At 66.0% G+C, this 25,668-nt stretch carries 22 protein-coding genes; 5 read left to right on the forward strand and 17 right to left on the reverse strand.

Annotated features, from left to right (window positions below):
* Positions 1-25 precede the first annotated feature (25 nt).
* The 3 genes from U4Y91_RS17920 to U4Y91_RS17930 all read right to left on the reverse strand — a co-directional run bounded on the left by U4Y91_RS17920 (position 26) and on the right by U4Y91_RS17930 (position 3,522).
* Positions 26-1,543: a mannose-1-phosphate guanylyltransferase/mannose-6-phosphate isomerase gene (locus tag U4Y91_RS17920; protein ID WP_321806161.1), complete on the reverse strand. Its 1,518-nt coding sequence runs from the start codon at positions 1,541-1,543 to the stop codon at positions 26-28.
* Between the two features lie 89 nt (positions 1,544-1,632).
* Positions 1,633-2,607 carry a GlxA family transcriptional regulator gene (locus tag U4Y91_RS17925; RefSeq protein ID WP_321806162.1) on the reverse strand — a complete coding sequence of 325 codons (975 nt, stop codon included), beginning with the start codon at positions 2,605-2,607 and terminating at the stop codon, positions 1,633-1,635.
* A gap of 657 nt (positions 2,608-3,264) precedes the next feature.
* On the reverse strand, positions 3,265-3,522 hold the full coding sequence (locus tag U4Y91_RS17930; RefSeq protein ID WP_321806163.1) for a hypothetical protein: 258 nt from the start codon (positions 3,520-3,522) through the stop codon (positions 3,265-3,267).
* Between the two features lie 704 nt (positions 3,523-4,226).
* Here U4Y91_RS17930 and U4Y91_RS17935 point away from each other — a divergent pair.
* Positions 4,227-4,688 carry a GDP-mannose mannosyl hydrolase gene (locus U4Y91_RS17935; protein ID WP_321806164.1) on the forward strand — a complete coding sequence of 154 codons (462 nt, stop codon included), beginning with the start codon at positions 4,227-4,229 and terminating at the stop codon, positions 4,686-4,688.
* A 68-nt stretch (positions 4,689-4,756) separates the two neighbouring features.
* On the opposite strand, the gene U4Y91_RS17940 is transcribed toward U4Y91_RS17935, so the two are convergent.
* Positions 4,757-5,800, reverse strand: a complete 1,044-nt coding sequence (locus U4Y91_RS17940) for a GlxA family transcriptional regulator (protein WP_321806165.1) — start codon at positions 5,798-5,800, stop codon at positions 4,757-4,759.
* Positions 5,801-7,584: 1,784 nt separating this feature from the next.
* Here U4Y91_RS17940 and U4Y91_RS17945 point away from each other — a divergent pair.
* Entirely contained in the window at positions 7,585-8,745 is a 1,161-nt protein-coding gene (locus U4Y91_RS17945) for a porin (RefSeq protein ID WP_321806166.1), read from the forward strand.
* A gap of 47 nt (positions 8,746-8,792) precedes the next feature.
* Positions 8,793-9,053 (forward strand): hypothetical protein, encoded by a 261-nt coding sequence (locus U4Y91_RS17950; RefSeq protein WP_321806167.1) that lies wholly within the window; start codon positions 8,793-8,795, stop codon positions 9,051-9,053.
* A 3-nt stretch (positions 9,054-9,056) separates the two neighbouring features.
* On the opposite strand, the gene yjfF is transcribed toward U4Y91_RS17950, so the two are convergent.
* The 4 genes from yjfF to U4Y91_RS17970 all read right to left on the reverse strand — a co-directional run bounded on the left by yjfF (position 9,057) and on the right by U4Y91_RS17970 (position 13,754).
* Entirely contained in the window at positions 9,057-10,175 is a 1,119-nt protein-coding gene (yjfF, locus tag U4Y91_RS17955) for a galactofuranose ABC transporter, permease protein YjfF (RefSeq protein WP_321806168.1), read from the reverse strand.
* A complete protein-coding gene (locus tag U4Y91_RS17960) occupies positions 10,172-11,212 on the reverse strand; it encodes an ABC transporter permease (protein WP_321806169.1) in 1,041 nt (346 codons plus the stop codon). The genes yjfF and U4Y91_RS17960 overlap by 4 nt, the downstream gene beginning before the upstream one ends.
* Entirely contained in the window at positions 11,209-12,723 is a 1,515-nt protein-coding gene (locus tag U4Y91_RS17965; protein WP_321806170.1) for a sugar ABC transporter ATP-binding protein, read from the reverse strand. The genes U4Y91_RS17960 and U4Y91_RS17965 overlap by 4 nt, the downstream gene beginning before the upstream one ends.
* A 68-nt stretch (positions 12,724-12,791) precedes the next feature.
* Positions 12,792-13,754, reverse strand: a complete 963-nt coding sequence (locus U4Y91_RS17970) for an ABC transporter substrate-binding protein (protein WP_124489106.1) — start codon at positions 13,752-13,754, stop codon at positions 12,792-12,794.
* 475 nt (positions 13,755-14,229) lie between these two features.
* Here U4Y91_RS17970 and U4Y91_RS17975 point away from each other — a divergent pair, with 475 nt between their 5' ends.
* Positions 14,230-15,294, forward strand: a complete 1,065-nt coding sequence (locus U4Y91_RS17975; protein WP_321806385.1) for a DNA topoisomerase IB — start codon at positions 14,230-14,232, stop codon at positions 15,292-15,294.
* Between the two features lie 28 nt (positions 15,295-15,322).
* Here U4Y91_RS17975 and pqqE read toward each other — a convergent pair whose 3' ends face one another.
* From pqqE to U4Y91_RS18005, 6 genes are all read right to left on the reverse strand, one after another.
* Entirely contained in the window at positions 15,323-16,447 is a 1,125-nt protein-coding gene (gene pqqE, locus U4Y91_RS17980; protein WP_321806171.1) for a pyrroloquinoline quinone biosynthesis protein PqqE, read from the reverse strand.
* A gap of 1 nt (position 16,448) precedes the next feature.
* The gene (gene pqqD / locus U4Y91_RS17985) at positions 16,449-16,730 is read right to left on the reverse strand and encodes a pyrroloquinoline quinone biosynthesis peptide chaperone PqqD (protein WP_124489108.1); all 282 of its coding nucleotides are present in this window, start codon (positions 16,728-16,730) and stop codon (positions 16,449-16,451) included.
* On the reverse strand, positions 16,727-17,446 hold the full coding sequence (pqqC, locus tag U4Y91_RS17990) for a pyrroloquinoline-quinone synthase PqqC (RefSeq protein ID WP_321806172.1): 720 nt from the start codon (positions 17,444-17,446) through the stop codon (positions 16,727-16,729). Before pqqC ends, pqqD begins: the two co-directional genes overlap by 4 nt.
* A 2-nt stretch (positions 17,447-17,448) precedes the next feature.
* Positions 17,449-18,372, reverse strand: a complete 924-nt coding sequence (gene pqqB, locus U4Y91_RS17995) for a pyrroloquinoline quinone biosynthesis protein PqqB (RefSeq protein ID WP_321806173.1) — start codon at positions 18,370-18,372, stop codon at positions 17,449-17,451.
* Between the two features lie 64 nt (positions 18,373-18,436).
* Positions 18,437-18,511 (reverse strand): pyrroloquinoline quinone precursor peptide PqqA, encoded by a 75-nt coding sequence (pqqA, locus tag U4Y91_RS18000; RefSeq protein ID WP_006410019.1) that lies wholly within the window; start codon positions 18,509-18,511, stop codon positions 18,437-18,439.
* A 291-nt stretch (positions 18,512-18,802) separates the two neighbouring features.
* Positions 18,803-20,824 (reverse strand): sigma-54-dependent Fis family transcriptional regulator, encoded by a 2,022-nt coding sequence (locus U4Y91_RS18005; RefSeq protein WP_321806174.1) that lies wholly within the window; start codon positions 20,822-20,824, stop codon positions 18,803-18,805.
* A gap of 329 nt (positions 20,825-21,153) precedes the next feature.
* On the opposite strand from U4Y91_RS18005, the gene U4Y91_RS18010 reads away from it, so the two are divergent.
* Entirely contained in the window at positions 21,154-22,149 is a 996-nt protein-coding gene (locus U4Y91_RS18010; RefSeq protein ID WP_321806175.1) for an alpha/beta fold hydrolase, read from the forward strand.
* Here the strand turns inward: U4Y91_RS18010 and U4Y91_RS18015 are convergent.
* The 3 genes from U4Y91_RS18015 to U4Y91_RS18025 form a co-directional block, all read right to left on the reverse strand.
* Positions 22,134-24,434 carry a TonB-dependent receptor gene (locus U4Y91_RS18015; protein ID WP_321806176.1) on the reverse strand — a complete coding sequence of 767 codons (2,301 nt, stop codon included), beginning with the start codon at positions 24,432-24,434 and terminating at the stop codon, positions 22,134-22,136. The two genes, U4Y91_RS18010 and U4Y91_RS18015, sit on opposite strands and share 16 nt — an antisense overlap.
* 89 nt (positions 24,435-24,523) lie before the next feature.
* Positions 24,524-24,952 (reverse strand): biopolymer transporter ExbD, encoded by a 429-nt coding sequence (locus U4Y91_RS18020; protein WP_321806177.1) that lies wholly within the window; start codon positions 24,950-24,952, stop codon positions 24,524-24,526.
* Entirely contained in the window at positions 24,949-25,665 is a 717-nt protein-coding gene (locus tag U4Y91_RS18025) for a MotA/TolQ/ExbB proton channel family protein (protein WP_321806178.1), read from the reverse strand. The genes U4Y91_RS18020 and U4Y91_RS18025 overlap by 4 nt, the downstream gene beginning before the upstream one ends.
* Positions 25,666-25,668: the final 3 nt, after the last annotated feature.

Consider the following 25,668-nt stretch of genomic DNA (forward strand, 5'->3'; position numbering starts at 1 on the left):
CAACGATCACAGTCGAATCGGGGCATTACGCGCGCCCGTACGTATCGTCGAACCGCACGATGTCGTCCTCGCCGAGATACGATCCCGATTGCACTTCAATGAGCTCGAGCGGCAACTTTCCCGGGTTCTCGAGCCGATGCGTCACACCAAGCGGAATGAAGGTGGACTCGTTTTCGCCGAGCATGAATTGCTCGTCTCCGCGGGTAACCAGTGCAGTTCCGCTCACGACGATCCAGTGCTCGGCACGGTGGTGGTGCAGCTGGAGCGACAACCGTCCGCCCGGATGCACGACGATGCGCTTGACCTGGAATCGGGCACCGTGATCGATCGAGTCGTAGTAGCCCCACGGGCGGCGCACCTTCCGGTGCGTGTCGGCTTCCGGCGCCTGTTGCGCGCGAATCCGGTTCACGAGGCCCTTCACGTCCTGGACGCGCGAACGGTCCGCCACCAGCACCGCGTCGGCGGTTTCCACGACGACGGCATTGGTCATGCCGACACATGCGACGAGCCGCCCTTCCGAATGCACGAAGCTCGACGTCGCACCTTCGAACACGACCTTGCCGCGCCCGACGTTGCCGTCCGCATCCTTGTCGAGTGCCTCCCAAACCGCATCCCACGAGCCGAGATCCGACCAGCCCGCATCGAGCGGCACGACCACGCCCTCCACCAGGCTCGCGTCGGACACGAGGCGTTCCATCACCGCGTAGTCGATCGAATCCGACGGTGATTTAAGAAAGGCATCCTCATGCGGCCGGAAGAACGGGCCATCGTGCTTGCCGTCTACATGTGCCGCGAGGCATGCGGCATGCATATCGGGCTGGAGCGTGCGCAACGTGTCGAGCCAGACGCTCGCGCGCACGACGAAAATGCCGCTGTTCCACCAGTACGTACCCGACTCGACGTACTGCGCCGCGAGTTCGGCGGCCGGCTTCTCGACGAATCGCTCGATGCGGTGCGCACCGGCACCAAGGGCCTCGCCGATCTTGATGTAGCCGAACCCCGAATCGGGCCGGGTCGGCGGCACGCCAAGCGTCGCGATCGCGCCGCGCCGCGCATGCTCCACCGCGAGTGCGATCGCACGATGAAACGCGGCGGTATCGGCAATGGCGTGATCGGCCGGCATCGCGACGACGATCGCGTCTTTCCCGTCCGCACTGGCGGCGGCAACCGCCAGCGTAAGTGCGGGCGCCGTATCGCGTCGGGCCGGCTCGACGATGACGCGGGCATCGAGCCCGCTAGCCCGAAGCTGCTCCGCCGTGACGAAACGATGCTCGTCGCCGCAAACGACGATGGGCGCCGATACATCGCCTGCTTCGATCGAAAAACCCGTCATGCGCTGGACGGTTGCCTGCAGCAGGGAATCCGCACCCAGTACGCCGATCAACTGCTTCGGATACTGTTCGCGCGACATGGGCCACAAGCGCGACCCCGATCCGCCCGCGAGAACGACGGGCGCGACGCTGACCTTCACGTCGACTGCGTCGCCGCGACCTGAGCCGATCGGTCCTGTTTCGCCGCGCTCTGTTTCGATGGATGCCGACATAATCTGCACTCCTATTCTCTCAGGCAATGATTCGATCTGAAAATCCGGGAATGAGCTCCGTCCCTTCGCCGAAGCTTATCCAGCCCCTTCTACAACTCCAGTTCCGTCTGGCTCGAGCGTGCCTGGGACCGGTATTCCGAGGGTGTCACGTCGAGGTGTCGCCGAAAAATTTTGGCCAGGCGATCACCGTTCCCCCACCCGCATTGCCGCGCGATCGTGCCGATCGGCAAATCGGTTTCCATCAACATCTGCACCGTGCGCTCCAGGCGAACCTGCAGCAGAAATTCGGACGGCGTCACGCCGATTTCCTGCTTGAAATGCCGCAGGAAGTTCCGTTCGCTCATTTCAGCAACCCGCACTGCATCGCTGACGGATATGGCTCTTCCACAGTTCTTGCGCAACCAGCTTGCCGTTGCGCGGACCCGGTCGGCAGGCGTGCCATTGCGCACCTCACCATCCTGCTCGGCCGGCTCGAATATGTCGCTCAGCGCGAGCCGCGCCGCAATGCCTCGCACCGCGTCGCCACCCAGGTCACGTTCGATGAGCGCCAATGCGGCTCTTGCCGGCTCGTAGCCGCCGCGACCCACGCGCACTGCATCCACGGCATCGATCACGTGCGGACCATTCAGCGCCGCATCGATCAACATCCTGCCTTCACCGATCGTCTCGACCATGCCTGCCTTCGGCAGCACGATCCGTAACCAGTCGATCACCCGGGCGTCGCGCGATGCGCGCCGCGCACCTTCGCCACCCGCGACGAATAGCGCATCGAATGCGTGCGCCGAGCCCGCATCGCATGCGAATGTCCGCACGCTGATGGCCGACGACCAGACGATGTTTCCACCTTTCGACGAATAGAAGCGAATGTCGTACAGCGGAAGCCCTGTCGCGCGCGGCGCATAGATTTCATTGGCTACTTCGAACACCTCGAATACCGCGCCCGCCGCGAACAACGAGAACCCCTCGAAGACGACAACGCCGATATCCCGATTCCTGCGTGACCGCTTTCCCCCAACATCTGCTGCCGCTTCATCTCCCGAATGATCGACACTCGTGTGCGTCATGGCGTGCTCTCGGACAATCAGTCCAATCAACTTCGGTCGTCGTTTTTTACTCCGTTGCGACGCATCATACCGAGGGCGCCGAATGGCGTTTAAACACTGGCCGATTCGAACAAACAGTCGTCGGATTAGTCTGCGGGATTTCCCTGATCGGCCAAATGTTGGCGGTTTTCGACTACCTCGCCGCAGCGAAATGAATGACGAAGAGCTTGCAGAAACAGCGGCGCTCGCGTGACGAGCGAGTGATATTCGACGGCAGTCGTTCGGTGATCGAAGCGTTGTGGTGCGCGCCACGGGCGGTCAGGCGTTCGGCAAGATGCACAGCGCCTTCGTGCATGAATCACGACAGCATGCAATGCGGTGCGACATGATCATGTGTAGGCGGGCATCGTCGTGGCGTAGTCGATTCGGCCCTGGAACTCGACAGTACGGTGGCGCAACGCGATCGGCGTCGTTGACGATCAGCCTGCATCGATGCGTCGTATTCGGCCACGGGTGCCGCGCGAAGCCGACTAGCCCGGATCCGCCAGCCCGGCACCTGGCGAAACGCGCTGACGACGCGACGCGGCGACCCGCCGCCTTCAGTTCCTTGTATTTTTCGAGTTCGGGCCGGCTGGTGCTCGCTCCAGCCGCATGACGACGCACACGCGAGTCGGACGTCTACGACATCACCGCGCTCGCAACGAGCGACGCAATCGCCACGGGTAGCGCGAACAGCGCCGACAGCGCCATCCTTTTCAAGATTCGAGCGCGCGCCACCTCACGCGAGCCGCGGGCCCGGCGCGACTGAAATTCGAGCAGCAGCAGCCCCTGACCATGTCGTGCGCCGGCCCAAAAGCCCGACGCGGTGCTGAAGACGAGGTAGACGAGAATCCAGACGAAACAGATCCTCGAGAAGACAAGAAGCGCGACGTTCATGGCGGCGATGCTCCGTTTTCGGCAAGATAACGCGCATCAGATGGCGCGCGATTCGATGCCGATAGCGTACATTGCAATGCAGCATGCCGGACATGACAATTGATCCGACGATTCCGCCAACCGGTTACCGTATGTTTTCCGCCGGGTGGCGCGCGACGTGAAGCACGACGCGGTTGCGATAATGTTCGCACTGCTTCGCAATATTCGAAGCCAGGCGACACGGATCGTCTTGCGGCTCCACGACTCGAACGACGGCGAATGACATTCACCGCACGTGCAGCTCGACCCGTGATGAATAAAAAGGCCTGCGTGCCACACGGCACGCAGGCAAAATTCCGAGGAGAGTTCCGGGGTGAACGCGTCTCCTCGAAAGGCCAGACAAAAGCGTAACGTCTAATTGACCGTTTCAAAACGGAATGGCGGCTTCGACCACGATCATGGCCGAATGAAAATGTATTGATGCACGCGCACACGTTTCTCGACGGGCATTGCGCCGTCACGCCCGATTTGCTTCCTGCAATTGGCGGATTGCTTCGGTGTTTTGGCCGACGAGCGCAATCTCGACTAGCCATGATGAGATGCGTGCAGACGGACATCCACCGTTCGCTCATCGACGAAGCCGGCACGCCGTTGCCGTGACCGAGTCGCCTCGAACGCGCAACGATGCCGGTGCACTTCGACAGACTTCCAGGAGCCCACCCGCCATGCTTCCGCTGGACACTTTCTTGCGCGTCGTCGACGCAACCCCGCTCGTTGCGATCGACCTGATCATATCGAACGGCGATGGCGCGTATCTACTCGGTCACCGTGTCAACCGTCCCGCGCAAGGTTTCTGGTTCGTGCCGGGCGGCCGGATTCGCAAGAACGAACGTCTCGACGAGGCGTTCAATCGTATCGCGCGCGACGAACTCGGATGTAGCGGTCTGGAACGTGCCGATGCCGAACTGATCGGCATCTACGATCATCTCTACGAAGACAACTTTGGCGGCGAACCAGGCATCTCGACGCACTATGTGGTGATGGGATACAAGCTCCGGAGCAGGTTCGACCTCGTGTCGCTGCCGAACGCCCAGCACACTGCCTACCGATGGGCGACCGCCGACGAGATCGTCGCCGATCAAACGGTCCATTCGAATACGCGAACCTATTTCGGCACGTCCGCCTGAAATCGGGCGTGCGCTGCTCCCGCGGACAAATCGGCTACCCAACGCCGGTCGTTATCCCGGCGCGGGCATCAAAGCGACGATGTACCGTTGCGCATGTCCGAGCCGGCGACCGATGAGAACATTCTGTCCCGAGCGGCCGCGCGATACTCCGTCGGCGACATCGACAGATGCTGGCGGAAAAGCTTGGCCAGCCGGTCTCCACTGCCGAGACCGACCCGCCGCGCGACCTTGTCGGCGGGCAAATCCGTCTCGACCAGCATGGAGCACGCCTTTTCGAGCCGCACCCGCAGCACGAATTCGGTCGGCGTCACGCCGATTTCGTTCTTGAAGCGCCGCAGGAAATTCCGCTCGCTCATCGCAGCGGCCTGCGCTGCATTGGCGATCGAGATGCGATTCGCACTGTTGGCCCGAAGGTGCTGAGCGGCCGCGCGAATCAATTCACTGGCTCGCGCCTCCTGCGACCCGAACAGAACGCTCGCAAATTTCCGGTTCGCCCCCGGCATCATGTACGAGACGATCTCTTGCGCGACTTCGTAGCCGGCGTCACGCACGACGATCGACAACGCAGCCGCAAACATGCCTTCACCGTCGTCGTCGGATGGCCCCGATTCGCCCGTACCGCCAGCAGCAAGCGTCGCTTGCGGTACGACTTCCGGAACTTTCTGGTTCAGGCGAATCGCCGTCAGCATTTCGGCGCCGGCATTGTCGCCCTTGACCACGCGAGCGCGCTGATGGGCATGCTGCAACCAGCTGATGAACGCATCGTCGAGGCCGCCTGCCCGCCCCTGTCCACCGAGCACGAACATGGCCTGCACACTGCTCGCATCAAGCGGACGAGCCGCTTCAGTCCAGATCTGGACACCCGACGACGAACGAACAGCGCCGCCGTGACTGGAATAAAGCCGCAATTCATAGCGATCGGCAAACGCGACGTTCACGCCTTCGAGCTGATTTGCAAGTTCGAATACTGCGGCCAGCCTGCCCATTTGCATGATCGAAAATCCGTCGAGCAGCAGGATGATGACGCTGTCCCGCCGACGACCGACGCCTCTTCCCCGGTCACCACTCACTCTGAACCCCGTAGTCGTTTCGTTCGGCGCTATTTGCATCATCTCGGCCTCTTAACAATTTTTTGCATTTTCTGCAGCGCATCATATGCGGCTAAATCGTCGGCCGTTCCGTCGGTGTCCGATCCCGCCTCATTGTTGACGGAATCAATCAAGGCGGCGATCTGGAACCAATTATTTGTTGATAATCAGGAATAGGGGCGGGTATGACGGCACAAAGTCACGACGATTTGATCCAGATCATTGACGTAACATTTTTGCAACACAACAAACAGCGCATGTTTAAGGTAGGAGATAGAGCATGCGCTCGATTCCTTACAAACCTGACAGCGTTAGTCACAAGGAATAACCCCGTTTTTCACGTCCGCTGCCTCGCCAGTCGGAGTGGTGGAGACAAAAATATGCGCAATGCATCCTTCTGCGGGAGGGGATATTACCCTGCAAATTTGGTCACGCAAGCGCGATACGAAAAAATCATGATGGCAAGCATTTTAACGTTTGCCTATATTAAGCAAATTCTTCTATATGCATTCAAAAATTTTATTTACCGATGATAGCCGAATTTCATCAGATAAATCAGCACCGACGGGAATGCTCGAATATTTCGTAACATCGAACCCGACGTGCGCCACGGCCTGCGCGTCGCATCACCAGGGCCATCGGTTTCCGAACGTGCAATTCTGCCGCCGGCCGATCGTGATACTTGCCGGGTCGTCGATCGTACGAAGCGCATTCCGCCATTGAAACAGGACTTCGTTCCGCTCGCGGCGGTGCCGGTGCGAGACATACACTGTTCGCCTGCGGGACGCGTGCGCTCGTCAGGCTGTGGACGATGCGCGTCACAGTGCCCGAACGGCGTGCGATGGCGCATGCGACGGCACATGACTCGGAGATATCGTCCGGCCAATCGGTAAGGAAAACGAATTGTCACAGGTATGATCGTACGACGTGCGCGTTGACATCCGACGCTTGGCACCGCCCTCCTCGACCGATCACACTCGGGAATCGAATTCCTGCCGGCATGACTTCAACCGCAATGATTGCTCTCGTTGCGAAGCGTCGCCGAACAGGCTGTGCGTTCGCCATTCAATCGGCCGGTCGACCCGCACGTCGATCTCACGCATCGTTCAGCGATTATCGGTTCGCCATCGTTTTCGAATTTTCCGGACATTGATTCCTGCGTCTGCGACGCCCATAGCCGGAATTTCCCAATGTGACACGCAGCTTGAAAACGCCTTCTTTTCCGGATGAAATCGTTCGCGGAGAGAACTATGAGATTAATATGGCAGCGCCTATGGACCATGGCATGCAGCATGCATGGCACGCCAGTCTCGGAAATGAGCGTGTCTGCACCACCATCACTCAGTGCAGCTTCCTTACCGGGTCCGACTCCGCATACATCGCGCCCCGGATCTTTCGATACGCCACGCCCCGGTTCCCCGAAGAGTCGGCACATACCCCGGACGATGAGGCCGCACGACGAACGAGAGTGCCGACTCCGCGCCGGCTTGCCCCTGACTCGCCAATAACAAAATCAAAAACCATTCCAAAAAACTACGAAGTCAGATTGAATCAAATCATTGACCCATCGCGACTATATTGACCCGTTGCGCTTTCATTAATCCATCGAAAAAGCACCCTCCGATCTCTCCGCATACTCCACTACGATCAAAAAACATCGTCAATTCGACCGCCCCGCACAAGCCAGAACGCATCACCCTCCGTTATTTTTTACAGACACCTCGCCTTTTTAATTTCGCATTGGAAATCTCTCGATGCAGTCTGCTTCCGTTCTTTGAAATCAGACATGCTTACCAAAAGGAGAGACCATGAAACACGCAACTTTTCCTGTCCTTGCGATCGTGTCGGTCGCGATGGCCGGCGTGGCCCACGCGCAGACGAGCGTGACGCTGTATGGGACGATCGATACGTCACTCACATACGTGCGCAATGCCGATGGCGGCAAAAACCTTTGGGTGCTCGGCAACAGCAGCGCCGGCAATCTGTCGGGCAGTCGTTGGGGGCTCAAGGGTTCGGAAGATCTTGGCGGCGGCCTGGCGGCGATCTTCCAGCTGGAAAACGGTTTCAATCCGACTACGGGCGGCCTCGGTCAGGGGAACCGCATGTTCGGCCGCCAAGCCTACGTCGGGTTGACCAGCAACCAGTACGGCTCGATCACGCTCGGTCGCCAATACGATCCGCTGATCGACCTCGTGCAGCCGATTACCGCCGACAACTACTTCGGCAGCGTGTTCGCCACCGCCGGTGATGTCGACAACTACGACAACAGCTTCCGCGTCGACAACGCGATCAAATACACGTCGCCCGTCATTGCCGGCCTCCAGTTCGAAGCGATGTACTCGCTGGGCGGTGTCGCGGGCAGCACCGGCTCGAAGCAATCGTATTCGGCCGGCGTGTCGTACGCCAACGGTCCGCTGAGCCTCGCCGGCGGCTACTTCTATGCAGCCAACGCGAATCCCGTCGCGGGCAGTCGTACGACATGGTCGAGCACGTCGGACGGCACGTTCGACGGCGCAATCAATACCGGCTACCAGACGGCCCATTCGATCGGCATCGCTCGCGTGGCCGGTCAGTATGTGCTCGGTGCGTTCACCGTGGGCGCCGGCTACAGCAACGCCCAATATCGACGCGACGGCGCATCGGTGTTCGCGAAGGACGAACACTACAACACCGCCCAGGGCTTCCTGAACTACCAGGCGTCCGCCGCGCTGCTCGTCGGGGTCGGCTACAGCTTCACGAAGTCGGGCGGCGACACCTCGGCGAACTACCACCAGGCATCGGTCGGTGCCGATTACAACCTGTCGAAGCGTACGGATGTCTACATGACGGCCGCTTATCTGCATGCAAGCGGGAATACCGGGGACGGTGCCGGCGGTTCGATGCCGGCGCAGGCGTCGATCGGTTCATACGGCTACAACGGCACGAAAAAGCAGGCCTTGGTCAATCTGGGGCTGCGTCATCGGTTCTAATCGTCACTTCGGAGCGCCGGCAAGACCGGCGGCCGCCTCGGACACTCGTGACGGCCGACCGCCAACCTCCGCTGCGCTCGACGAACCGACCGTGCTCGCCAGCAACAGCTGCCTTGCGGATATCGCGGCATGACTCGGCCGGCACGCATGCGGCGTTCGTCCAGGTGGTACGGGAGCCGCTCCATGCACTGGATCTGCACGCGATCGAGCGGCTGACCGCATTGCTGAGACGCATCGGTATCGCCGATGCGCCGATAAATACGCCGTTCAACGCCGAGCCGGATATGGATATGCCCGGACCAGCGTAACCGTCACCGGCGCGCCGCCGACGGCGTAAACCGCCACACCCGCCGCATCGTCGACACCAGCGCCGCATCGTCACCGGGCGCAGTTGACGCGTCCTGCGCGACTTCCCGCTTGCGCCGTTTCGGATCGAGCCCGGTGCCACCGCTACGCCGCCGCGCCGCGTGCCGCTCGATGATCCGCTGCAGCAGGCAGAACACGCACAGCAGCGCGCCGATCACGATCCGCGTCCACCACGAGCTCAGCGTGCCGTCGAACGTGATCAGCACCTGGATCGTGCCGAGGATGCCAACGCCGAACACCGACCCGATCACGTACCCCACCCCGCCCGTGAGCAGCGTGCCGCCGATCACGGTCGCGGCGATCGCATCGAGCTCCATTCCCTGCGCCTGCAGCCCGTAGCCGGACAGCACGTACAGCGTGAACACCACGCCGCCGAGCGCCGAACAGAAGCCGCTCAGCGCATACACGCCGACCTTGGTACGCGCGACCGGCAGCCCCATCAGCAGCGCCGAGCGCTCGTTGCCGCCGATCGCATACACGTTGCGGCCGAAGCGCGTGAAATGCGCGACGTAGATCGCGGCGGCCAGCGTCGCGAGCGCGATCAGCGCGCCCGCGCTCAGCGTCCCGCCGCCGACCGGCACGCTGATGCCCGCGAGCGCATGGAAGGTCGGCTCGTTGATCGTGATCGACTGCGTCGTGATCAGGAAGCACGCGCCGCGCGCGAGAAACATCCCGGCCAGCGTGACGATGAACGGCTGCAGCCGGAAGTAATGAATCAGCGCGCCCATCGCCGCACCGTACAACGCGCCGAACACGAGCACGAGCGGCACGATCGCCCAGACGGGCCAGTGGAATCGTTCGGCGCCGACCGCGCAGAAGATCGTTGTCAGCGCAACGACCGAGCCGACCGACAGATCGATGCCGCCCGACACGATCACGAACGTCATCCCGATCGCGACGATCAGCAGGAATGCGTTGTCGACGAGCAGCCCGGTCAGCACCTGCATCGAGAAGAAACCCGTATACATCACGGATCCGAAGCCGAACAGCGCGGCGAACAGCACGATCGTCACGACGATCGGCAGCGTGCGCGGGTCGGCGAGCCGTGCGAGAAATCGGTTCATCGGGGCGTCGCTCCGGTGGTGGCGCGCGAACGCGCGGAAGGCAGCAGCCGCGACGCGTGCCGGACGACCAGCGCGCGCGCCGCGTCCGACTGGATCAGCGTCACGACGATCACGACCATCGCCTTCACGACGAGCGTCGCCTCCGGCGGCACGCCGATCGAATAGGTCGTGTAGGTGAGTGTCTGGATGATCAGCGCGCCGAGCACGGAGCCGGCGAGGCTGAAGCGGCCGCCGAGCAGCGACGTGCCGCCGAGCGTCACCGCGAGGATCGCGTCGAGCTCGAGCAGCAGCCCCGCGTTGTTGCCGTCGGCGCTGCGCACGTTCGAGCTGGCGAGGATGCCGGCGAGCGCCGACATCACGCCGGAGCACAGATACACGCCGAACACGACCGCCCCCGCGCGCAAGCCCACGAGCCGCGTCGCGACCGGGTTCACGCCGATCGCGCGGATGAACAGGCCGAGCGCCGTGCGGTTCACCAGCAGCGCGCTCGCCGCGATCGTCGCGAGCGCGATCCAGACCGCGCACGGCACGGCCGCGAGATAGCCGCCGCCGAGTGCGAGGTAGCCGGGCGCGCCGATCGGGATGATCTGCCCGCCGGTCAGCAGCTGCGCGATGCCGCGTCCGGCAACCATCAGGATCAGCGTCGCGATGATCGGCTGCATCCCGATGAACGCGACGAGCACGCCGTTCCACGCGCCGGCGAGCAACCCGACGCCGAGCGCGGCGGCGAGCGCCGTGCCGACCCGCGTCGGATCGCCGTCGAGCACGATCGCCGCGGCAGCGCCCGCGATCGCGACGATCGCACCGACCGAGATGTCGATCCCGCGCGTCGCGATCACGAGCGTCATCCCGAGCGACACGATCACGAGCGGCGCCGCGCGGTTCAGGATGTCGACCGGCGCGCCGAACAGGTGACCGTCGAGCAGCACGATCGACAGGAAGCCCGGCCGATGCGCGACGTCGAGCGCGAACAGCAGCGCGAGCGTCAGCACCGGCCACACGAGCGGATGACGAAGCAATCCACGGAGCCGCATCATGACCGGCCTCCCGCAATCAGTTGATACACGTGTTCCTCCGACGCGTCGGCACCGGTCAGTTCGGCGACCTTGCGGCGGTCGCGCAGCACCGCGATCCGGTGGCTCACGCGCACCACTTCGCTGATCTCCGACGAGATGAACAGGATCGCGAGCCCTTGCGCGCACAGCGCGAGCACGCGCTCCATGATGTCGAATTTCGCGGCGACGTCGATGCCGCGGGTCGGCTCGTCGAGAATCAGCAGCTTCGGCTCCGTCGCGAGCCAGCGCGCGAGCAGCACCTTCTGCTGGTTGCCGCCCGACAGCAGCCCGATCGGCTGCTCCGCGTCGCGCGCCTTGATGCCGAGCCGCGCGATGTAGGTCTCGGCGAGCTCGCGCTGGCGCGCACGGCTGATCAGCCGCCACCAGCCGCGCCGCGCCTGCAGCGCGAGGACGATGTTCTCGCGGATCGACAGCGCGGCGACGATGCCCTCCTTCTTGCGATCCTCCGGGCAATACGCGATCCCGTTGCGGACCGCGTCGTGCGGCGACGCGAGCCGCTTGCGCGCGCCGTCGATCTCGATCGCGCCGGTGTCGGTGCGCTCGGCCGCGAACGCGAGCCGCGCGGTCTCCGTGCGCCCCGAGCCGAGCAGCCCGGCCAGCCCGACGATTTCGCCGGGCCGCACGTCGAGATCGAGCGGGCTCATCATCCCGCGCCGGCCGACCTGGCGCATCGACAGGAACGGCGCGGCCGCGTCGGCATCGCGCTGCACGGCCGCCGCGCCCGCCTGCAGCGTGCCGGACATCGGTTCGCGGCCGGTCATCTTCGCGACCAGCAGATCGACCGGCAGGTCGCGCGCGAGGTACTCGCCCTCGCGCTCGCCGTTGCGCATCACGGTGATCCGGTCGGACACCGCGTAGGTCTGTTCGAGAAAGTGCGTGACGAACAGGATCGCGATGCCCGACGCCTTCAGCCGGCGCAGCACGTCGAACAGCCGCGCGACCTCGCCGTCGTCGAGGCTCGACGTCGGTTCGTCGAGAATCAGCACGCGCGCGTCGACGGACACGGCCCGCGCGATCGCGACCATCTGCTGCACCGCGATCGGATACGCGTCGAGCGAGCGCGTGACGTCGAGCGACAGGTCGAGCTCGGCGAGCGCATCGCGTGCCCGCGCGTGGATCGTCTTCCAGTCGATCGCGCCGCGCCGCATCGGCTGCCGGCCCGCGAAGATGTTCTCCGCGACCGACAGGTTCGCGCACAGGTTCACTTCCTGGTACAGCGTCTGGATCCCGGCCGCCTCGGCCTCGCGCGGCGCGGCGAAGCGCACCGGCGCGCCGCCGACGCGAATCTCGCCCGCGTCGTGCGCGTGCACGCCGGTCAGCACGTTGATCAGCGTCGACTTGCCGGCGCCGTTCTGGCCCATCAGCGCGTGGATCTCGCCCGGAAACAGCCGGAAGTTCACGCGCTGCAGCGCGTTCACGCCCGGAAACGCCTTGTCGATGCCGATCATCTCGACCACCGGCGGACTCGTCATGGATCGCCCTCGATTCGAAGCGGCGGCCGGACGGCGGCGAACGCGCCGCCGTCCGCGTCCGCCGGGATTCAGTACTTGCGGGTCGGCAGCACCTGCGCCGCGACGCTCATCGGGAACACCGTCTCGTTCGTGACGATGCGCTTCGGCAGCTGCTTGCCGGCGACCACGTCCTTCACCGCGGTCATCAACTGCGGGCCGAGCAGCGGGCTGCATTCGACGTCGACGTTGATCTTGCCGGCGACCATCGCCTGGAAGCCGCCCTTGGTCGCATCGAACGACACGACGCTCACGTCCTTGCCGGGCTTGATGCCGGCCTCTTCCATCGCCTGGATCGCGCCGAGCGCCATGTCGTCGTTGTGCGCGTAGACGACGTTGATCTGCTTGCCGTAAGTCTTCGCGAACGCTTCCATCACCTGCTTGCCGCCGGCGAGCGTGAAGTCGCCGCTCTGCGACGCGATCACCTTGAACTTCGGATTGTTCTTGATCACTTCGAGCAGGCCCGCGCGGCGGTCGTTGGCGGGCGCCGAGCCGACCGTGCCCTGCAGCTCGACGATGTTGACCGGGCCCGCGTCGTTCTTGTAGCGCTCTTCCAGCCAGTGGCCCGCGCGCCGCCCTTCCTCGAGGAAGTCGGAACCGATCATCGTCACGTACAGCGACGGATCCTTCACGTCGACGCCGCGATCGGTCAGGATCACCGGGATACGGGCCGCCTTCGCTTCGGTCAGTACCGGCTCCCAGCCCGACTCGACGACCGGCGAGAACGCGATCACGTCGACCTTCTGCGCGATGAACGAGCGGATCGCGCGGATCTGGTTCTCCTGCTTCTGCTGCGCGTCCGAGAATTTCAGGTTGATGCCGGCCTCCTTCGCCGCGCCCTTCACCGACACGGTGTTCGCGGTGCGCCACGCGCTTTCCGCGCCGACCTGCGAGAACCCGAGCGTGATCGGCTTTTGCTGCGCGTGCGCGCCGGTGGCCAGCACCGTCGCCGCGGCGACGATCGCGCCGGCCGCCAGCTTCCTGATGAATGTCATGGTCCGTCTCCGATGGTGTCGTTGTATGCCGCGGCGCCGGCCTGGCGCGGTGCCGTGTCGTGCTGTTGTGGTTCTGCGTGGCACGGGCGCGGTTCGGGGCGATGCGGCCCGGCCCTTGCGGCCGGCCCGAAATGTACGCCCCGGATCAGTCTAGGAACAAGTCCGATAACCTTCCAATGAAATATTGGATTGAAGCGATATCGGTATCGGCATACGTATAAACACCTAAGCGGGCAGGGCGGCGTCGTCAAATGAACTCGGGGCGATCAACGAGAACGCCACACGGATCGTTTTTCTCCATGATCGGCCGGCGCAACGGTAACGGCATGGCGCCGCAAGCACGGCGCACGCTTCTTGCTGTCACGCTCCGAATCGCGCGAACGACAAGGAGAAGACGATGCCCGCAGCAGTGACGAGCGGAACCCGCACCGCCGATGCGCGGATCAACCGCGCGCGTCGATCGACGCATCGCAGCATGAAGACGCGCACGCCCCGCGCGGCACCTCCGGACGCAGACGTGTCCGCCGCGCCGCTGCGCCACGTCGACGACCGGCGCCCCGGCTACACGCGCCGGCGGCTGCGCAACGGCTTCGCGTACTACGCGCCGGACGGCACGCGGATCCGCGACGCCGACGAGATCGCCCGCATCAACGCGCTCGCGATTCCGCCCGCTTACACCGACGTGTGGATCTGCACGGACCCGCGCGGCCATGTGCAGGCGACGGGGCGCGACGCGCGCGGACGCAAGCAGTATCGTTATCACCCGCAGTGGCGCGAGACGCGCGACGCGAACAAGTACGCACGAATGGCTGAATTCGCCCGCGCGCTGCCGCGCATCCGCGCACGCGTCGCGCGCGATCTCGCGCTGCCCGGCATGCCGCGCGCGAAGATCGTCGCGACGGTCGTCCGGCTGCTCGACACGACGCTCGCGCGGATCGGCAACGCCGAGTATGCGCGCGAGAACGCGTCGTACGGGCTGACGACGCTGCGCAAGCGCCACGTGACGATCGGTCCGGGACAGGTGCGGCTGCGCTTCACGGGCAAGAGCGGGATCGAGCACGACGTGACGGTCGAAGACCCGCGCGTCGGCCGCATCGTGCGCCGTTGCGCGGAGCTGCCGGGACACGAGCTGTTCCAGTATCTGGACGAAGACGGCGCGCGCCATTCGGTCGGCTCGTGCGACGTGAACGACTACCTGCGCGACGCAGCGGGCGCGGCGTTCACGGCCAAGGACTACCGGACGTGGGCGGGCAGCGTGCAGGCGCTGGCGTTGCTGCGGCGGATCCCGCATCAGGACGTCGCGCACGCCAGCAAGCAGATCGTCGAAACGGTGCGCACCGTCGCCGAGGTCTTGCGCAACACGCCGGCCGTGTGCCGGCGCTGCTACATTCATCCGGCGGTGCTCGATACGTTCGAGGCCGGGATGCTCGCGGCGCTGCAGGTGCGCCGCACGCCGAGGGGGCTGCGTGTCGACGAAGCGGCGTTCGCGGCGCTGCTCGAGCAGGCGGCGCGGCAAGCGGGCAAGCGGTCGAACGAGTGAGGCTCACCGACATGCCACCCGCTGCCGCTCAGCGCGCGATCGAATTCGCAGTACTGCGAAAGATCAGCGGCCGCTCGTCCTCCCGCCCTGCCCGCCGCGCGAACTGGACGACCTGTTCGACCCGGCCGTGATGTTCGGACTTCGCGCAGACCGGATCGGCCTGTGCCGGATCGCCGGTCAGCAGGTACGCCTGGCAGCGGCACCCGCCGTGATCCGTGTGACGCTCGTCGCAGGTGCGGCACGGATCGCGCATCCACCCGTCGCCGCGAAACGCGTTGAATGCGTCGCTGTCGTACCAGATGTCCTTCAGCGACCGGTCGCGCACGTTCGGCAGCGCGAGGCCCGGCAACCCGCGAGCAGCATGGCACGGCAGCGCGGTGCCGTCCGGTGCGACGCCGAGGAACACCGAGCCCCAGCCGTTCATGCAGGCCTTCGGCCGCTGCTCGAAGTAGTCGGGCACGACGAACAGGATCTTGCACCGTTCGCCGACGAGCTTCCGGTATCGGTTGACCGTTTCCTCCGCTTCGCGCAGTTGTTCGGCGGTCGGCATCAGCTGGTCGCGATTCAGCATCGCCCAGCCGTAGTACTGCGTGTTGGCAAGCTCGAGAAAATCCGCGCCGAGGTCGAGCGCCATCTCGATGATCTGGCCGACGTGCGGCAGGTTGTACCGGTGCAGCACGCAGTTCAGCACCATCGGATAGCCATGCGACTTGATCAGCCGCCCGACGCCGCGCTTGAGGTCGAAGGTGCGCGTGCTGGTCAGGAAATCGTTCAGCTCGCGCGTCGAATCCTGCAGCGACAGCTGGATATGATCGAGGCCAGCCGCCTTGAGCCGGCCGATGCGCGCGGCATTCAGGCCCACGCCCGACGTGATCAGGTTGGTATAGAAACCCAGCGACCGCGCATGCTCGACCAGCACCTCCAGATCGTCGCGCTGCAGCGGTTCGCCGCCGGAAAAGCCGATCTGCGCGGCGCCGAGCGCGCGCGCGTCGCTGATCACCGTGCGCCACGCGTCGGTATCGAGCTCCGCGCCGTGCGTCGCGAAGTCGACCGGGTTGTAGCAGAACGCGCAGTGCAGCGGACAGCGATACGTGAGCTCGGCGAGCAGCCACAGCGGCGCGGTCGGGCGGTTCGGAGGCGGTGTCATGTCCATGTCAGTCGAGCCAGCCGCGCAGTCGCGCATGATCGAGGAAGCGATAGACGTCCGACGCGAGATCCGACGTGCTGAACAGCCGCTCGAGCTCGTCGATGATGTCGTCGAGCTCGCGCTTGCCGTCGCAGCGCGCGAGGATCTCGCCCGCGCTCGGGTTGAGCCGGACCATGCCTTCCGGATACAGGAGCACGTACGCATCCTGGGCCGCCTCCCACTGCAGGCGGTACATGCCCCTCAGCGAGGGGCGCAGCGGCACGCCGCTGACGGCTTCGTTGGAGTTCATGCGGGGTACGCCTTTTCAATCGCATCGAGAATCGACCACAGCACATCCAGCTTGAACGACAGGATGTCGAGCGCGCGCCGTTGCGCGTCCGGTGTCGTGAAATGGCTCAGCGTCACCGCGAGCCCGTGTTCGACGTCGCGCTGCGCGAGCGGCACGCGGCTGCGGAAATACTGCAGCCCGTCCGCCTCGATCCACGGATAGTGGGACGGCCAGCCCGCGAGCCGGTCGAGGTGGATCTGCGGCGCGAACATCTCGGTCAGCGACGAGCACACGGCCTCCTGCCACGGCGCGTGCCGCGCGAAATTGACGTAGGCGTCGACCGCGAACCGCACGCCGGGCAGCACGTGCGCGAGCGACCACAGCTCCGAGCGCTCGATGCCGACCGCCTCGCCGAGCCGCGCCCAGGCCTCGATCCCGCCTTCTTGGTCGCCGTGACCGTCGTGGTCGAGAATCCGCTCGACCCACAGCCGGCGCGTGTCGCGGTCCGGGCAGTTGGACAGGATCGCCGCGTCCTTCAGCGGAATGCTGACCTGATAGTAGAAGCGGTTCGCGACCCAGCCGCGGATTTGCGCCGGCGAGCACGCACCGGTGTTCAAGCGCCGGTTGAACGGATGATGGATGTGATAGCGCGATTCGAGCGCGCGCAGGCGCGCCTCGAACTCCTGCACACTCCAGGGCGTCGCGTGCAGCGCCGCGGCGGGAATCGGTGCGTTCATGGTCAAACCTCGAATTGCATGCCGTCGTGGGCGACCTCGATGCCGTGCTCGCGCAACTGCGCGCACTGCGCGGAACCGGGGTCGAGGATCGGATTCGTGTTGTTGATGTGCGTGAGGACCTTGCGCGTGTGCGCCGGCAACAGCCGCAGCCGCTCGATCATCCCCGGCCGCGCCGCGTCGCCGCACTGCGCGAGATGCCCCATGTCGGCCGCGTGCTTCGACGACAGGCCGAGGTCGATCATCTCCGTGCCGGTCCAGAAGGTGCCGTCCACCAGCACGAGATCGGCGTCGCGCATCGCGGCGCGCGCGCCGTCGTCGACGTCGGCGAGCCCCGGCGCGTAGAACGCCTGCCGGCCGGTCGCCGTATCTTCGATCAGGAGTGCGATGTTGTCGCCCGGCACGCTCGCCTCGCGGCGCGGCGAATACGGCGGCGGCTTGCTGTCGACCGGCACGGCGGTGAAGCGAAGGCCGCCGGCGCCCGCGATCGCGAACGGCTGGCCCGGCGCGATCGGGTGGACGTCGACCCCGCAGTAGTGGCCGAGCAGCGGCACGAGCGGCAGCCCGGTCGACAGGTCGTCGAGCACCGGCGCGCTCGCATACAGCGGCAGCGGCGACGTGCGTTCGCGCAGCATCAGCAGGCCCGTCACGTGATCGATCTGCGCGTCGCACAGCACGACGGCAACGATCGCGCTGTCGCGGATCGCGCGGGCGGGCTGCAGGTCGGGGGCGGCGCGCAGTTGCGCGAGGATGTCCGGCGACGCGTTCACCAGCACCCAGTCGATGCCGTCGCCGCTGACAGCGATCGACGATTGCGTGCGCGGCACGAGGCCGTCGGTGCCGGCCCGCGCGCGACGGCAGTTGCCGCAGTTGCAGTTCCATTGCGGCAGTCCGCCGCCGGCGCCCGAGCCGAGTATCTTGATCTTCATCTGCGTGTGCTCCGGGTGCCGCCCGCATCGTGTCCGTCGATGCGGGCGGCACTGCGCGCCTCGATCAGCGGTTGGCGATGTACATCGTGATTTCGAAACCGAAACGCAGGTCGGTATAAGCCGGGGTGGTCCACTGCATGATGTGTCTCCTTGTGAGTTGGTGAGTCGAACAAACCGCATCGATCGAGCGGCCGATACCCATTCAGCAAGGAGCGTGCCGGGCCAGGATTTGCGTCGTGCAGCGGTGTGCGCAGGCGTGCGGCCACCGCCGGGTGGTCACGGCATCGGAAATCTTACGATTTACCAACACGAACATTTCAGAATCCGTCGATCGACGGTTCACGATGCGCGCGGCCGCTTGAGCAAGTGTTGAATCCTTGAACACCGGGTGTTGCAACCTGACACACCGGTGTGACAGTCGCGGCTTCCGTCAGGGTTCGTCCGGCTCCAGCGCATCCGGCCCGGCGGCCGGCATCTTGCGGTAGATCGTGTTGCGCGACACGCCGAGCGCGCGTGCGGCGGCGGACACGTTGCCGCCATGACGCGCGAGCGCGGCCGCGATCGCGGATGCAGCCACGTCCTGCAGCCGCGCATCACCGGCCGCGGTCGCGGTCGTGTTCGCGAACGCGGGCGCTTCCGCTGCGAGCGGCGGCGGCGCAGCGGCGCCCTGCGTCGCCGGGCCGCCGTCGCGCCGCACGTCGTCGAAGAAGTCGTCCGGCAAATGCTCGCAGCGGATCTCGCAGTCGTCGTCGACCATCGCGGCCGCGGTGCGCAGCAGGTTCGCGAGCTGCCGGAAGTTGCCCGGCCACGCGCAACGCTCGAACAGCGCCATCACCTCCGGCGCGACGCTCAACGGCCGGCGTCCGGGCCCCGACAGCGTCTCCCGCTGGAGCATCTTCTGGACGACCACCGCGAGGTCCGTACGGTCGCGCAGCGGCGGCAGGCGCACGACGAGGCCGTTGAGCCGGTAGTACAGGTCCTCGCGGAAGCGGTTCTGCGCGATCATCTCGCGCAGGTCGCGGTGGGTCGCGCAGATGATCGCGATGTCGACGCCGATCGCCTTCGTCGAGCCGAGAGGATTGACGATGCGCTCCTGCAGCACGCGCAGCAGCCGCACCTGCAGCGGATACGGCATGTCGCCGATTTCGTCGAGAAACAGCGTGCCGCCGTTGGCCTGCAGCAGCTTGCCGGTCGCGCCCTTGCGGCGGGCGCCGGTAAACGCGCCCTCCTCATAGCCGAACAGCTCGGATTCGATCAGCGTCTCCGGAATCGACGCGCAGTTGACGGCGACGAACGGCCCGTCGCGGCGCGGCGAGTCGTTGTGGATCGCCTGCGCGAGCAGTTCCTTGCCGGTGCCGGTTTCGCCGGTGATCAGCACCGGAATGTCCTTGCCGATCACCTTGCGGATCTTCGCGATCACTGCCGCGACCTGCGGATCGCCGGTATCGAGATAGCTGAGGCGCGACAGGCTCGCCGCGCCCTGCGCGGCAGGCGGCCGCGCGGCGGGCGCGGCGCCGTCGTGCACCTCGGCGGGCCGGCTGCCCTCGGGCCGCAACGCGCGCCGGAACTGCACGCGCGCGCAGACCACCGCGCCGTTGCCGAGGTTCAGCGACACGTGCGGCTCGGTGCTCGCGCGCATCCGGTCGATCAGTTGCGCGCTCGTCACGTCGAACAGCGACGCAAGCGTATGCGCGCGCAGCGCGGCAAGCGGCATCCCGAGCTGGAACTGCGCGCTGCGGTTGGCCGACAGGAAGCGGCCGTCCGCGGTGAACGCGACGATCCCTTCCATCAGCGTGCCGAGGAATTCGGGGCGGCCGTGGAACGACACCTGCAGCGTCTCCTGGAAGGTCGTCGTGAACAGGTGGTTCTCGATCATCTGCACCGACATCTTCGCGAGCGCCATCGTGTGCTGGTGATAGCTGCGGTGGTCGCCCGTCACGTCGAGCACGCCGATCGCGTCGCCGTACGGATCGAGAATCGGCACGCTCGAGCAGGTCAGGAAATGGTTCGCGGCCAGGAAGTGCTGGTCGCCGTGCACGACCATCGGGCACAGCTCCGCGAGCGCGGTGCCGATCGCGTTGGTGCCCTGCCGGTTCTCGGCCCAGTTCGCGCCGGGGCGCAGCGCGACCCGTTCCGCGCGCCGCAGGAAGTCGTCGTCGCCGATCGAATGCAGGATCAGCCCTTCCGCATCGGTCAGCACGATCATGCTCTGCGTATTGACGATCTGCTCGTGCAGCGTCTCCATCACGGGCATCGCATGCACGCACAGCACGCGGTTCTGCTCGCGCTTGAGCGCCAGCGCGGCGCCGGACAGCAGGTCGTAGTCGGGACGTGCCGACGCCTGCAGGCCGAACGTCTCGGACCGCTCATGGGACTTCTGGATCGTCGGCGTCGGCCAGCCGGGCGCATGCGTGGCCCGTGCGTTGGCCGTCGGATGAACGTCATCGCGCATTGTCTCCTCCGGGGATCCTTCCGGTCGTGCCGGACTCTTTGCCCTTGATGCAAGCAAACATCGGGCCACGACGGGATGCGCGTGCGACCTTGTTTCGTTGCATCGCCGTCCCGACCGGAATTGAAAGGGAAATGAAATGACGGCACCGGCATGCCCTGGACGCGGCGTGCCGAGCGCGTGGTCGACGTGATAACGTGAAACGCACGCGTGCCGCCACCCGGACGAATCCCTATCTTCATCGCCGGCGCGCATCTGGCTTCATACGGTTCGAGCGCGGCCGTATCGCGCCATTGCGTTTCCCTTTCCCTCTCCCTCTACGCCCGGCCGACATGTCGCAATCACGCAGCCACCGCTCCGCCCTCCCCGTGCGCCGCCTGTCCCGCGACGCATGCACGATCGCGTGGACCGAAGCCGGCAACCCGCGCGGCGATCCGGTCGTCGTGCTGCACGGCGGGCCCGGCAGCGGCAGCCGGCCGGCCGTGCTGCGCCTGTTCGACCTGACGCGCACGCGCGTCGTGCTGGTCGACCAGCGCGGCGCGGGTGCGTCGACGCCGCGCGGCGGCCTGCGTCACAACAACACGATGCAGCTGATCGGCGATCTCGACGCGCTGCGCGCGCGGCTCGGCATCGCACGCTGGGGCGTCGTCGGCGGGTCGTGGGGCGCGGCGCTCGCGCTCGCTTATGCGGGGCGGCATCCGTCGCGCATCACCGGCGTCGTGCTGCGCGGGTTGTTCCTCACGTCGTCGCGCGAAGTGCGCGGCCTGTTCGTCGGCGCACGCGCACGGGCACCGCGGGCCTGGCAGCGCCTGACGGCCGCCGCCGGCACCGCGCGCGCCGATCGCCTGATCGCCTGCTGCGCGCGGCGTCTCCAGCCGGGCGCCGGCGCGGCACGGCAGCGCGCGGTCGCGCTCGCATGGAACGCGTATGAAGATGCGATCCTGACCGGGCGGCCGGCGCGCGGCGCGCGGCCGACGCAACCGGCGATCGACCGGCTGGTCGACAAATACCGGATCCAGGCGCACTACCTGCAACGCCATTGCTGGCTCGGCGAACGCCGCTTGCTGGCGCTCGCCCGGCAGGCCGCCAAAGCCGGCGTGCCGATACATGCCGTGCACGGCACGCGCGACCGCGTGTGCCCGGTCGACAATGTCGATCGACTCGCGCGCGCGGTGCCGGCCGCCATCGTCGAGCGCGTGCCGGCCGGACATCTCGCGAGCGACGCTGCGCTCGCGCGTGGCGTCGCCCGCGCGGTACGCAAGATGCTCGACGTCACGGCGGCAGGCGCACCGCAACACGCCGAGCCGCCCGTTCAGTCCCACGCATAGCGCGCGCCGACCCACGCGCCGCGCGGCGCGCCCGGCCCGACGAACTGTTCGTTGACGGCATTGAGCCCGTCGAACGAATGGTTCGGACCGTTGAAGAAGTTCTGGCCGAGCATCCCGAAGCTCGCATAGCGCTTGTCGAGCAGGTTGGTGACCGACGCGAACAGTTGCAGGTGCTTCGTGACCTGCCAGGTCGTATCGAGGTCGATGAGGACATAGCCGGGCACCTTGCCGTTCACGTCCTGGTTGTTCTCGTCGCCGCGCGCGAACACGCCGCTGCGATACGTGATGCGGGTGCCGACGGTCCACTTCGGCGTCGCCGCATAGTCGAGCCGCAGCTTCACGGTGCTCGACGGAATCCCGGGAATGCGGTCGCCGGAGCGGACGACGATGTTGCCGTGCGCATCGGCGCTCGAATTGCTCGCGCTGCTTTCGGTCCACGTCGAGCGGTAGCTGGCGTCGACATAGCTGTAGCTGACACCGATGCCGAGCGGCCCGAGCCGTGTATGGCCCGCGAGTTCGAAGCCTTGCCGGCGCGTCTTGCCGACGTTCTGGAAATAGCCGAGCGTGCTCGCGCCGCCGTTGCTGCTGATGAACTGGATGTCGTCGTCGAGGGTCGTGCGGTAGACGGCCGCACTCCACGTCGTCTCCTTCCCCACCCGGCCGCGCGCGCCCAGCTCGATCGTCTTCGCGATCACGGGCTTCAGTGCCGGATCGGCGAGAAAGTCGTTCGGCAACGAGCACGGCGCGGCCGGATCGGCGCACGCGAGCTCGATCGCGGTCGGCGAGCGCATCCCTTCGTTGTACGTCGCATACGCGGTGAAGCCCGGCACCGGATTCCACGTGACGCCGACGGCCGGATTGAACCGCGAGAACGTATGGCGCGCGGTGAGCAGCGGCTGCAGGCCGCTCACGTCCTCGATCGCCGCGCGCGACAGGTTGTAGCGCCCGGCCAGCGTCAGCGACCATTGCCGCGTCAGCGCGAGCGTGTCGTCGAAGTAGACGCCGTAGTTCGCGTTGCGCGTCTTCGCGCGCGTCGTCTGCGTGAAGTCGCCGATGCTGACCGTCGCGCGCGTCGCCGTGAACATCGCATCCTGCGACGCTTGCTCGAACCCCGAGTTCGCGAGATCGGCGGATGCGCCCACCACGAACTGGTTGTCCATGCCGGCGAGCTTGCCGAGCAGCGTCAGCTGCAGGTTCGCGCCGTAGCTGTCGGTCGCGATCACCGAGCGGGCGTTGGTCGCCTGCACGGTGTCGGTGGCGCCGCTGCCGTCGACGCTGCCGAAATCGTCGTTCACGTTGCTGCTGATGTTGGTGTTGCGATAGTGCCGGTAATAGACGTTGCCGCTCAGCTGCACGTGGTCGCTGAACGAATGGTCGCCCGCCACGGTGACGTACGCGGCGCTGTTGCGGTTCAGGTCGGGATAGGTATAGGCCTGCGCGCGATTGTCGAGAAACGTGCGCGGAATCGTCTGCGAGCCTTGCAGCGCGTTGTCCGCGCCGCCGGCCGAGATCGACAGCGTCGTATCGGCGTCCGTGTAGCGCAGCTTGCCGAAGCCCTGCCGCACGCGGCTCGCGTTGTGATCGGCCCAGCCGTTGTCGTTCGCGACGTTGCCCGTCACGTAATAGTCGAGGTGGCTGCCGATGCGCCCGCCCTGCTCGATCTGCGCGGTCTTGCGTCCCCACGATCCGATCGATGCCTGCGCCGCGCCGCCCGGGCTAGTCTTACCGTTCTTCGTCGTGATCGCGAGCGCGCCGCCGAGCGTGTTGAGGCCGTAGGTCGGATTCGAACCGGGGATCAGCTGCATCGTTTCGATCGCCGCCTGCGGGATCAGATCCCAGTTCACGACGTCGCAGAACGGCTCGTTGACGCGCACGCCGTCGACGAACACCGACAGCCCCTGCGGCGTGCCAACCACCGGCGACGCGGTGAAGCCGCGGTAGTTCACATCCGTCTGGTACGGATTGCCCTGTGCCTCGTTGATGTCGACGCTCGAGACGTTCTTCTCGAAGTAGTCGGTCAACACGCTGTCGTGCTGGCGCGCGACGTCCTCGCCGCGAATCGTCTGGACATTGGCCGGCACGCGCGAGAGCGGCGTGCCGATCCCGAGCAGCGGCGTCGTGCCGACGACGACGATCGGCGCGAGCGTCGGCGCATCGGCGTTGCCGGCCGGTTCGACCTGCGCCGACGCGGGCGCGAGCCAGCCGCCGAGCATGCCGCCGAAGCACAGCGTCACGCCCGCGCGCCGTGCGGCGAAGCGGCGCTTCGCCCCATCGGTTTCCTTCATCTCCACGTCTCCTCTTTTCTTGTCGTCGCGTCGTTATATCGTTGTCCGTATCGATATGTCGGCGCTCAGCTCCGCTGACATCGTTCGCTTCATGGCGCCGGCCCGGCAGCGCCGTCCGCCGTCGCGATCGCGACATGCGCGACACGCGCGCGTCCGATCGACGCGATGATGCCGGCCACGGTGCCGAACGGCTCGTTGCGGTCCGCGTGCAGGCTCACGCTCGTCTGCGGGTCGTGCGCGACGCGGCGTGCCAGCACGGCTTCGACCTCGGCCGGCGCGGCCGGCGTGCCGTCGATCCGGATCGCGCCGTGCGCGTCGACGGTCACGGTGACGGTCGCCGCACGCGTGTCGCGCGCGGGCGCGGCTGCCTTCGGCAGGTCGACGCGGATCGCATGCGTCATCAGCGGCGCCGCGACCATGAAGATCACCAGCAACACGAGGACGACATCCACGAGCGGCGTCACGTTGATCTCGCCGAGCGGTTCGCCCGCGTCGGCTTCGCGCTCGTCCGTCCTCATACAGCCGCCCGGCGCACGCCCGCATTGCTTGCGGCCGGCAGCGCGGCATGCACCGGCACGTCGATCCGGAACCGGCGCTGTTCGGCCAGCGCGATCAGGTCCTGCCCGAACTCGTCGAGCCCGGCCGTCACGGTCTTGAGCTGCCGCAGGAACAGGTTGTAAGCCAGCACCGCCGGAATCGCGACGCCGATCCCGATCCCGGTCGCGACCAGCGCCTGGCCGATCGGCCCCGCGATCGCATCGATTCCGTTCGTGGCCGACGCCGTCATCGACTGCAACGTGTGGACGATGCCGAACACGGTGCCGAACAGCCCGACGAACGGCGCGACGTTCGCAATCGACGCGAGCACGGTGAGCCCGCGCTCGAGCGGCCGCCGTTCGCGCCGGATCGCGCGCGCGAGCGTGCGTTCGAGCAGGTCGCGGCGGTCCCACGCAACCAATGTGGCCGGGGCGTGCGGCTCGGGTGCGTCGAGATCGCGCAATGCGGCATACACGGCGCGCTGCAGGCGCGCGTTCGGGCTGGCGGCCGCCTCGTCGTCCGTCGGCATCGACAGTGCCGCGCAATCGCCGCGGCCCGCGGCAAAGCGGCGGTTGCCGAGCGCGACGCGCGCAGACAGCAGCGCCTTGACGACGATCAGCGTCCAGGTGAGCGCCGACAGCACCGCAAGAAGCGCAAACGCGCCGACAACCGCGTAGTGGATGTAGTCAGACATGAA

The sequence above is a fragment of the Burkholderia sp. BCC1993 genome (assembly GCF_905339865.1).
Taxonomy (GTDB): Bacteria; Pseudomonadota; Gammaproteobacteria; order Burkholderiales; family Burkholderiaceae; genus Burkholderia.

Bases quoted from the DNA above. Each gene is read 5' to 3' on its own strand.
- U4Y91_RS17920 (WP_321806161.1), bottom strand. From the start codon at position 1,543: ATGTCGGCATCCATCGAAACAGAGCGCGGCGAAACAGGACCGATCGGC.
- U4Y91_RS17925 (WP_321806162.1), bottom strand. From the start codon at position 2,607: ATGACGCACACGAGTGTCGATCATTCGGGAGATGAAGCGGCAGCAGAT.
- U4Y91_RS17930 (WP_321806163.1), bottom strand. From the start codon at position 3,522: ATGAACGTCGCGCTTCTTGTCTTCTCGAGGATCTGTTTCGTCTGGATT.
- U4Y91_RS17935 (WP_321806164.1), top strand. From the start codon at position 4,227: ATGCTTCCGCTGGACACTTTCTTGCGCGTCGTCGACGCAACCCCGCTC.
- U4Y91_RS17940 (WP_321806165.1), bottom strand. From the start codon at position 5,800: ATGATGCAAATAGCGCCGAACGAAACGACTACGGGGTTCAGAGTGAGT.
- U4Y91_RS17945 (WP_321806166.1), top strand. From the start codon at position 7,585: ATGAAACACGCAACTTTTCCTGTCCTTGCGATCGTGTCGGTCGCGATG.
- yjfF (WP_321806168.1), bottom strand. From the start codon at position 10,175: ATGAACCGATTTCTCGCACGGCTCGCCGACCCGCGCACGCTGCCGATC.
- U4Y91_RS17960 (WP_321806169.1), bottom strand. From the start codon at position 11,212: ATGATGCGGCTCCGTGGATTGCTTCGTCATCCGCTCGTGTGGCCGGTG.
- U4Y91_RS17965 (WP_321806170.1), bottom strand. From the start codon at position 12,723: ATGACGAGTCCGCCGGTGGTCGAGATGATCGGCATCGACAAGGCGTTT.
- U4Y91_RS17970 (WP_124489106.1), bottom strand. From the start codon at position 13,754: ATGACATTCATCAGGAAGCTGGCGGCCGGCGCGATCGTCGCCGCGGCG.
- U4Y91_RS17975 (WP_321806385.1), top strand. From the start codon at position 14,230: ATGAAGACGCGCACGCCCCGCGCGGCACCTCCGGACGCAGACGTGTCC.
- pqqE (WP_321806171.1), bottom strand. From the start codon at position 16,447: ATGGACATGACACCGCCTCCGAACCGCCCGACCGCGCCGCTGTGGCTG.
- pqqD (WP_124489108.1), bottom strand. From the start codon at position 16,730: ATGAACTCCAACGAAGCCGTCAGCGGCGTGCCGCTGCGCCCCTCGCTG.
- pqqC (WP_321806172.1), bottom strand. From the start codon at position 17,446: ATGAACGCACCGATTCCCGCCGCGGCGCTGCACGCGACGCCCTGGAGT.
- pqqB (WP_321806173.1), bottom strand. From the start codon at position 18,372: ATGAAGATCAAGATACTCGGCTCGGGCGCCGGCGGCGGACTGCCGCAA.
- U4Y91_RS18005 (WP_321806174.1), bottom strand. From the start codon at position 20,824: ATGCGCGATGACGTTCATCCGACGGCCAACGCACGGGCCACGCATGCG.
- U4Y91_RS18010 (WP_321806175.1), top strand. From the start codon at position 21,154: ATGTCGCAATCACGCAGCCACCGCTCCGCCCTCCCCGTGCGCCGCCTG.
- U4Y91_RS18015 (WP_321806176.1), bottom strand. From the start codon at position 24,434: ATGAAGGAAACCGATGGGGCGAAGCGCCGCTTCGCCGCACGGCGCGCG.
- U4Y91_RS18020 (WP_321806177.1), bottom strand. From the start codon at position 24,952: ATGAGGACGGACGAGCGCGAAGCCGACGCGGGCGAACCGCTCGGCGAG.
- U4Y91_RS18025 (WP_321806178.1), bottom strand. From the start codon at position 25,665: ATGTCTGACTACATCCACTACGCGGTTGTCGGCGCGTTTGCGCTTCTT.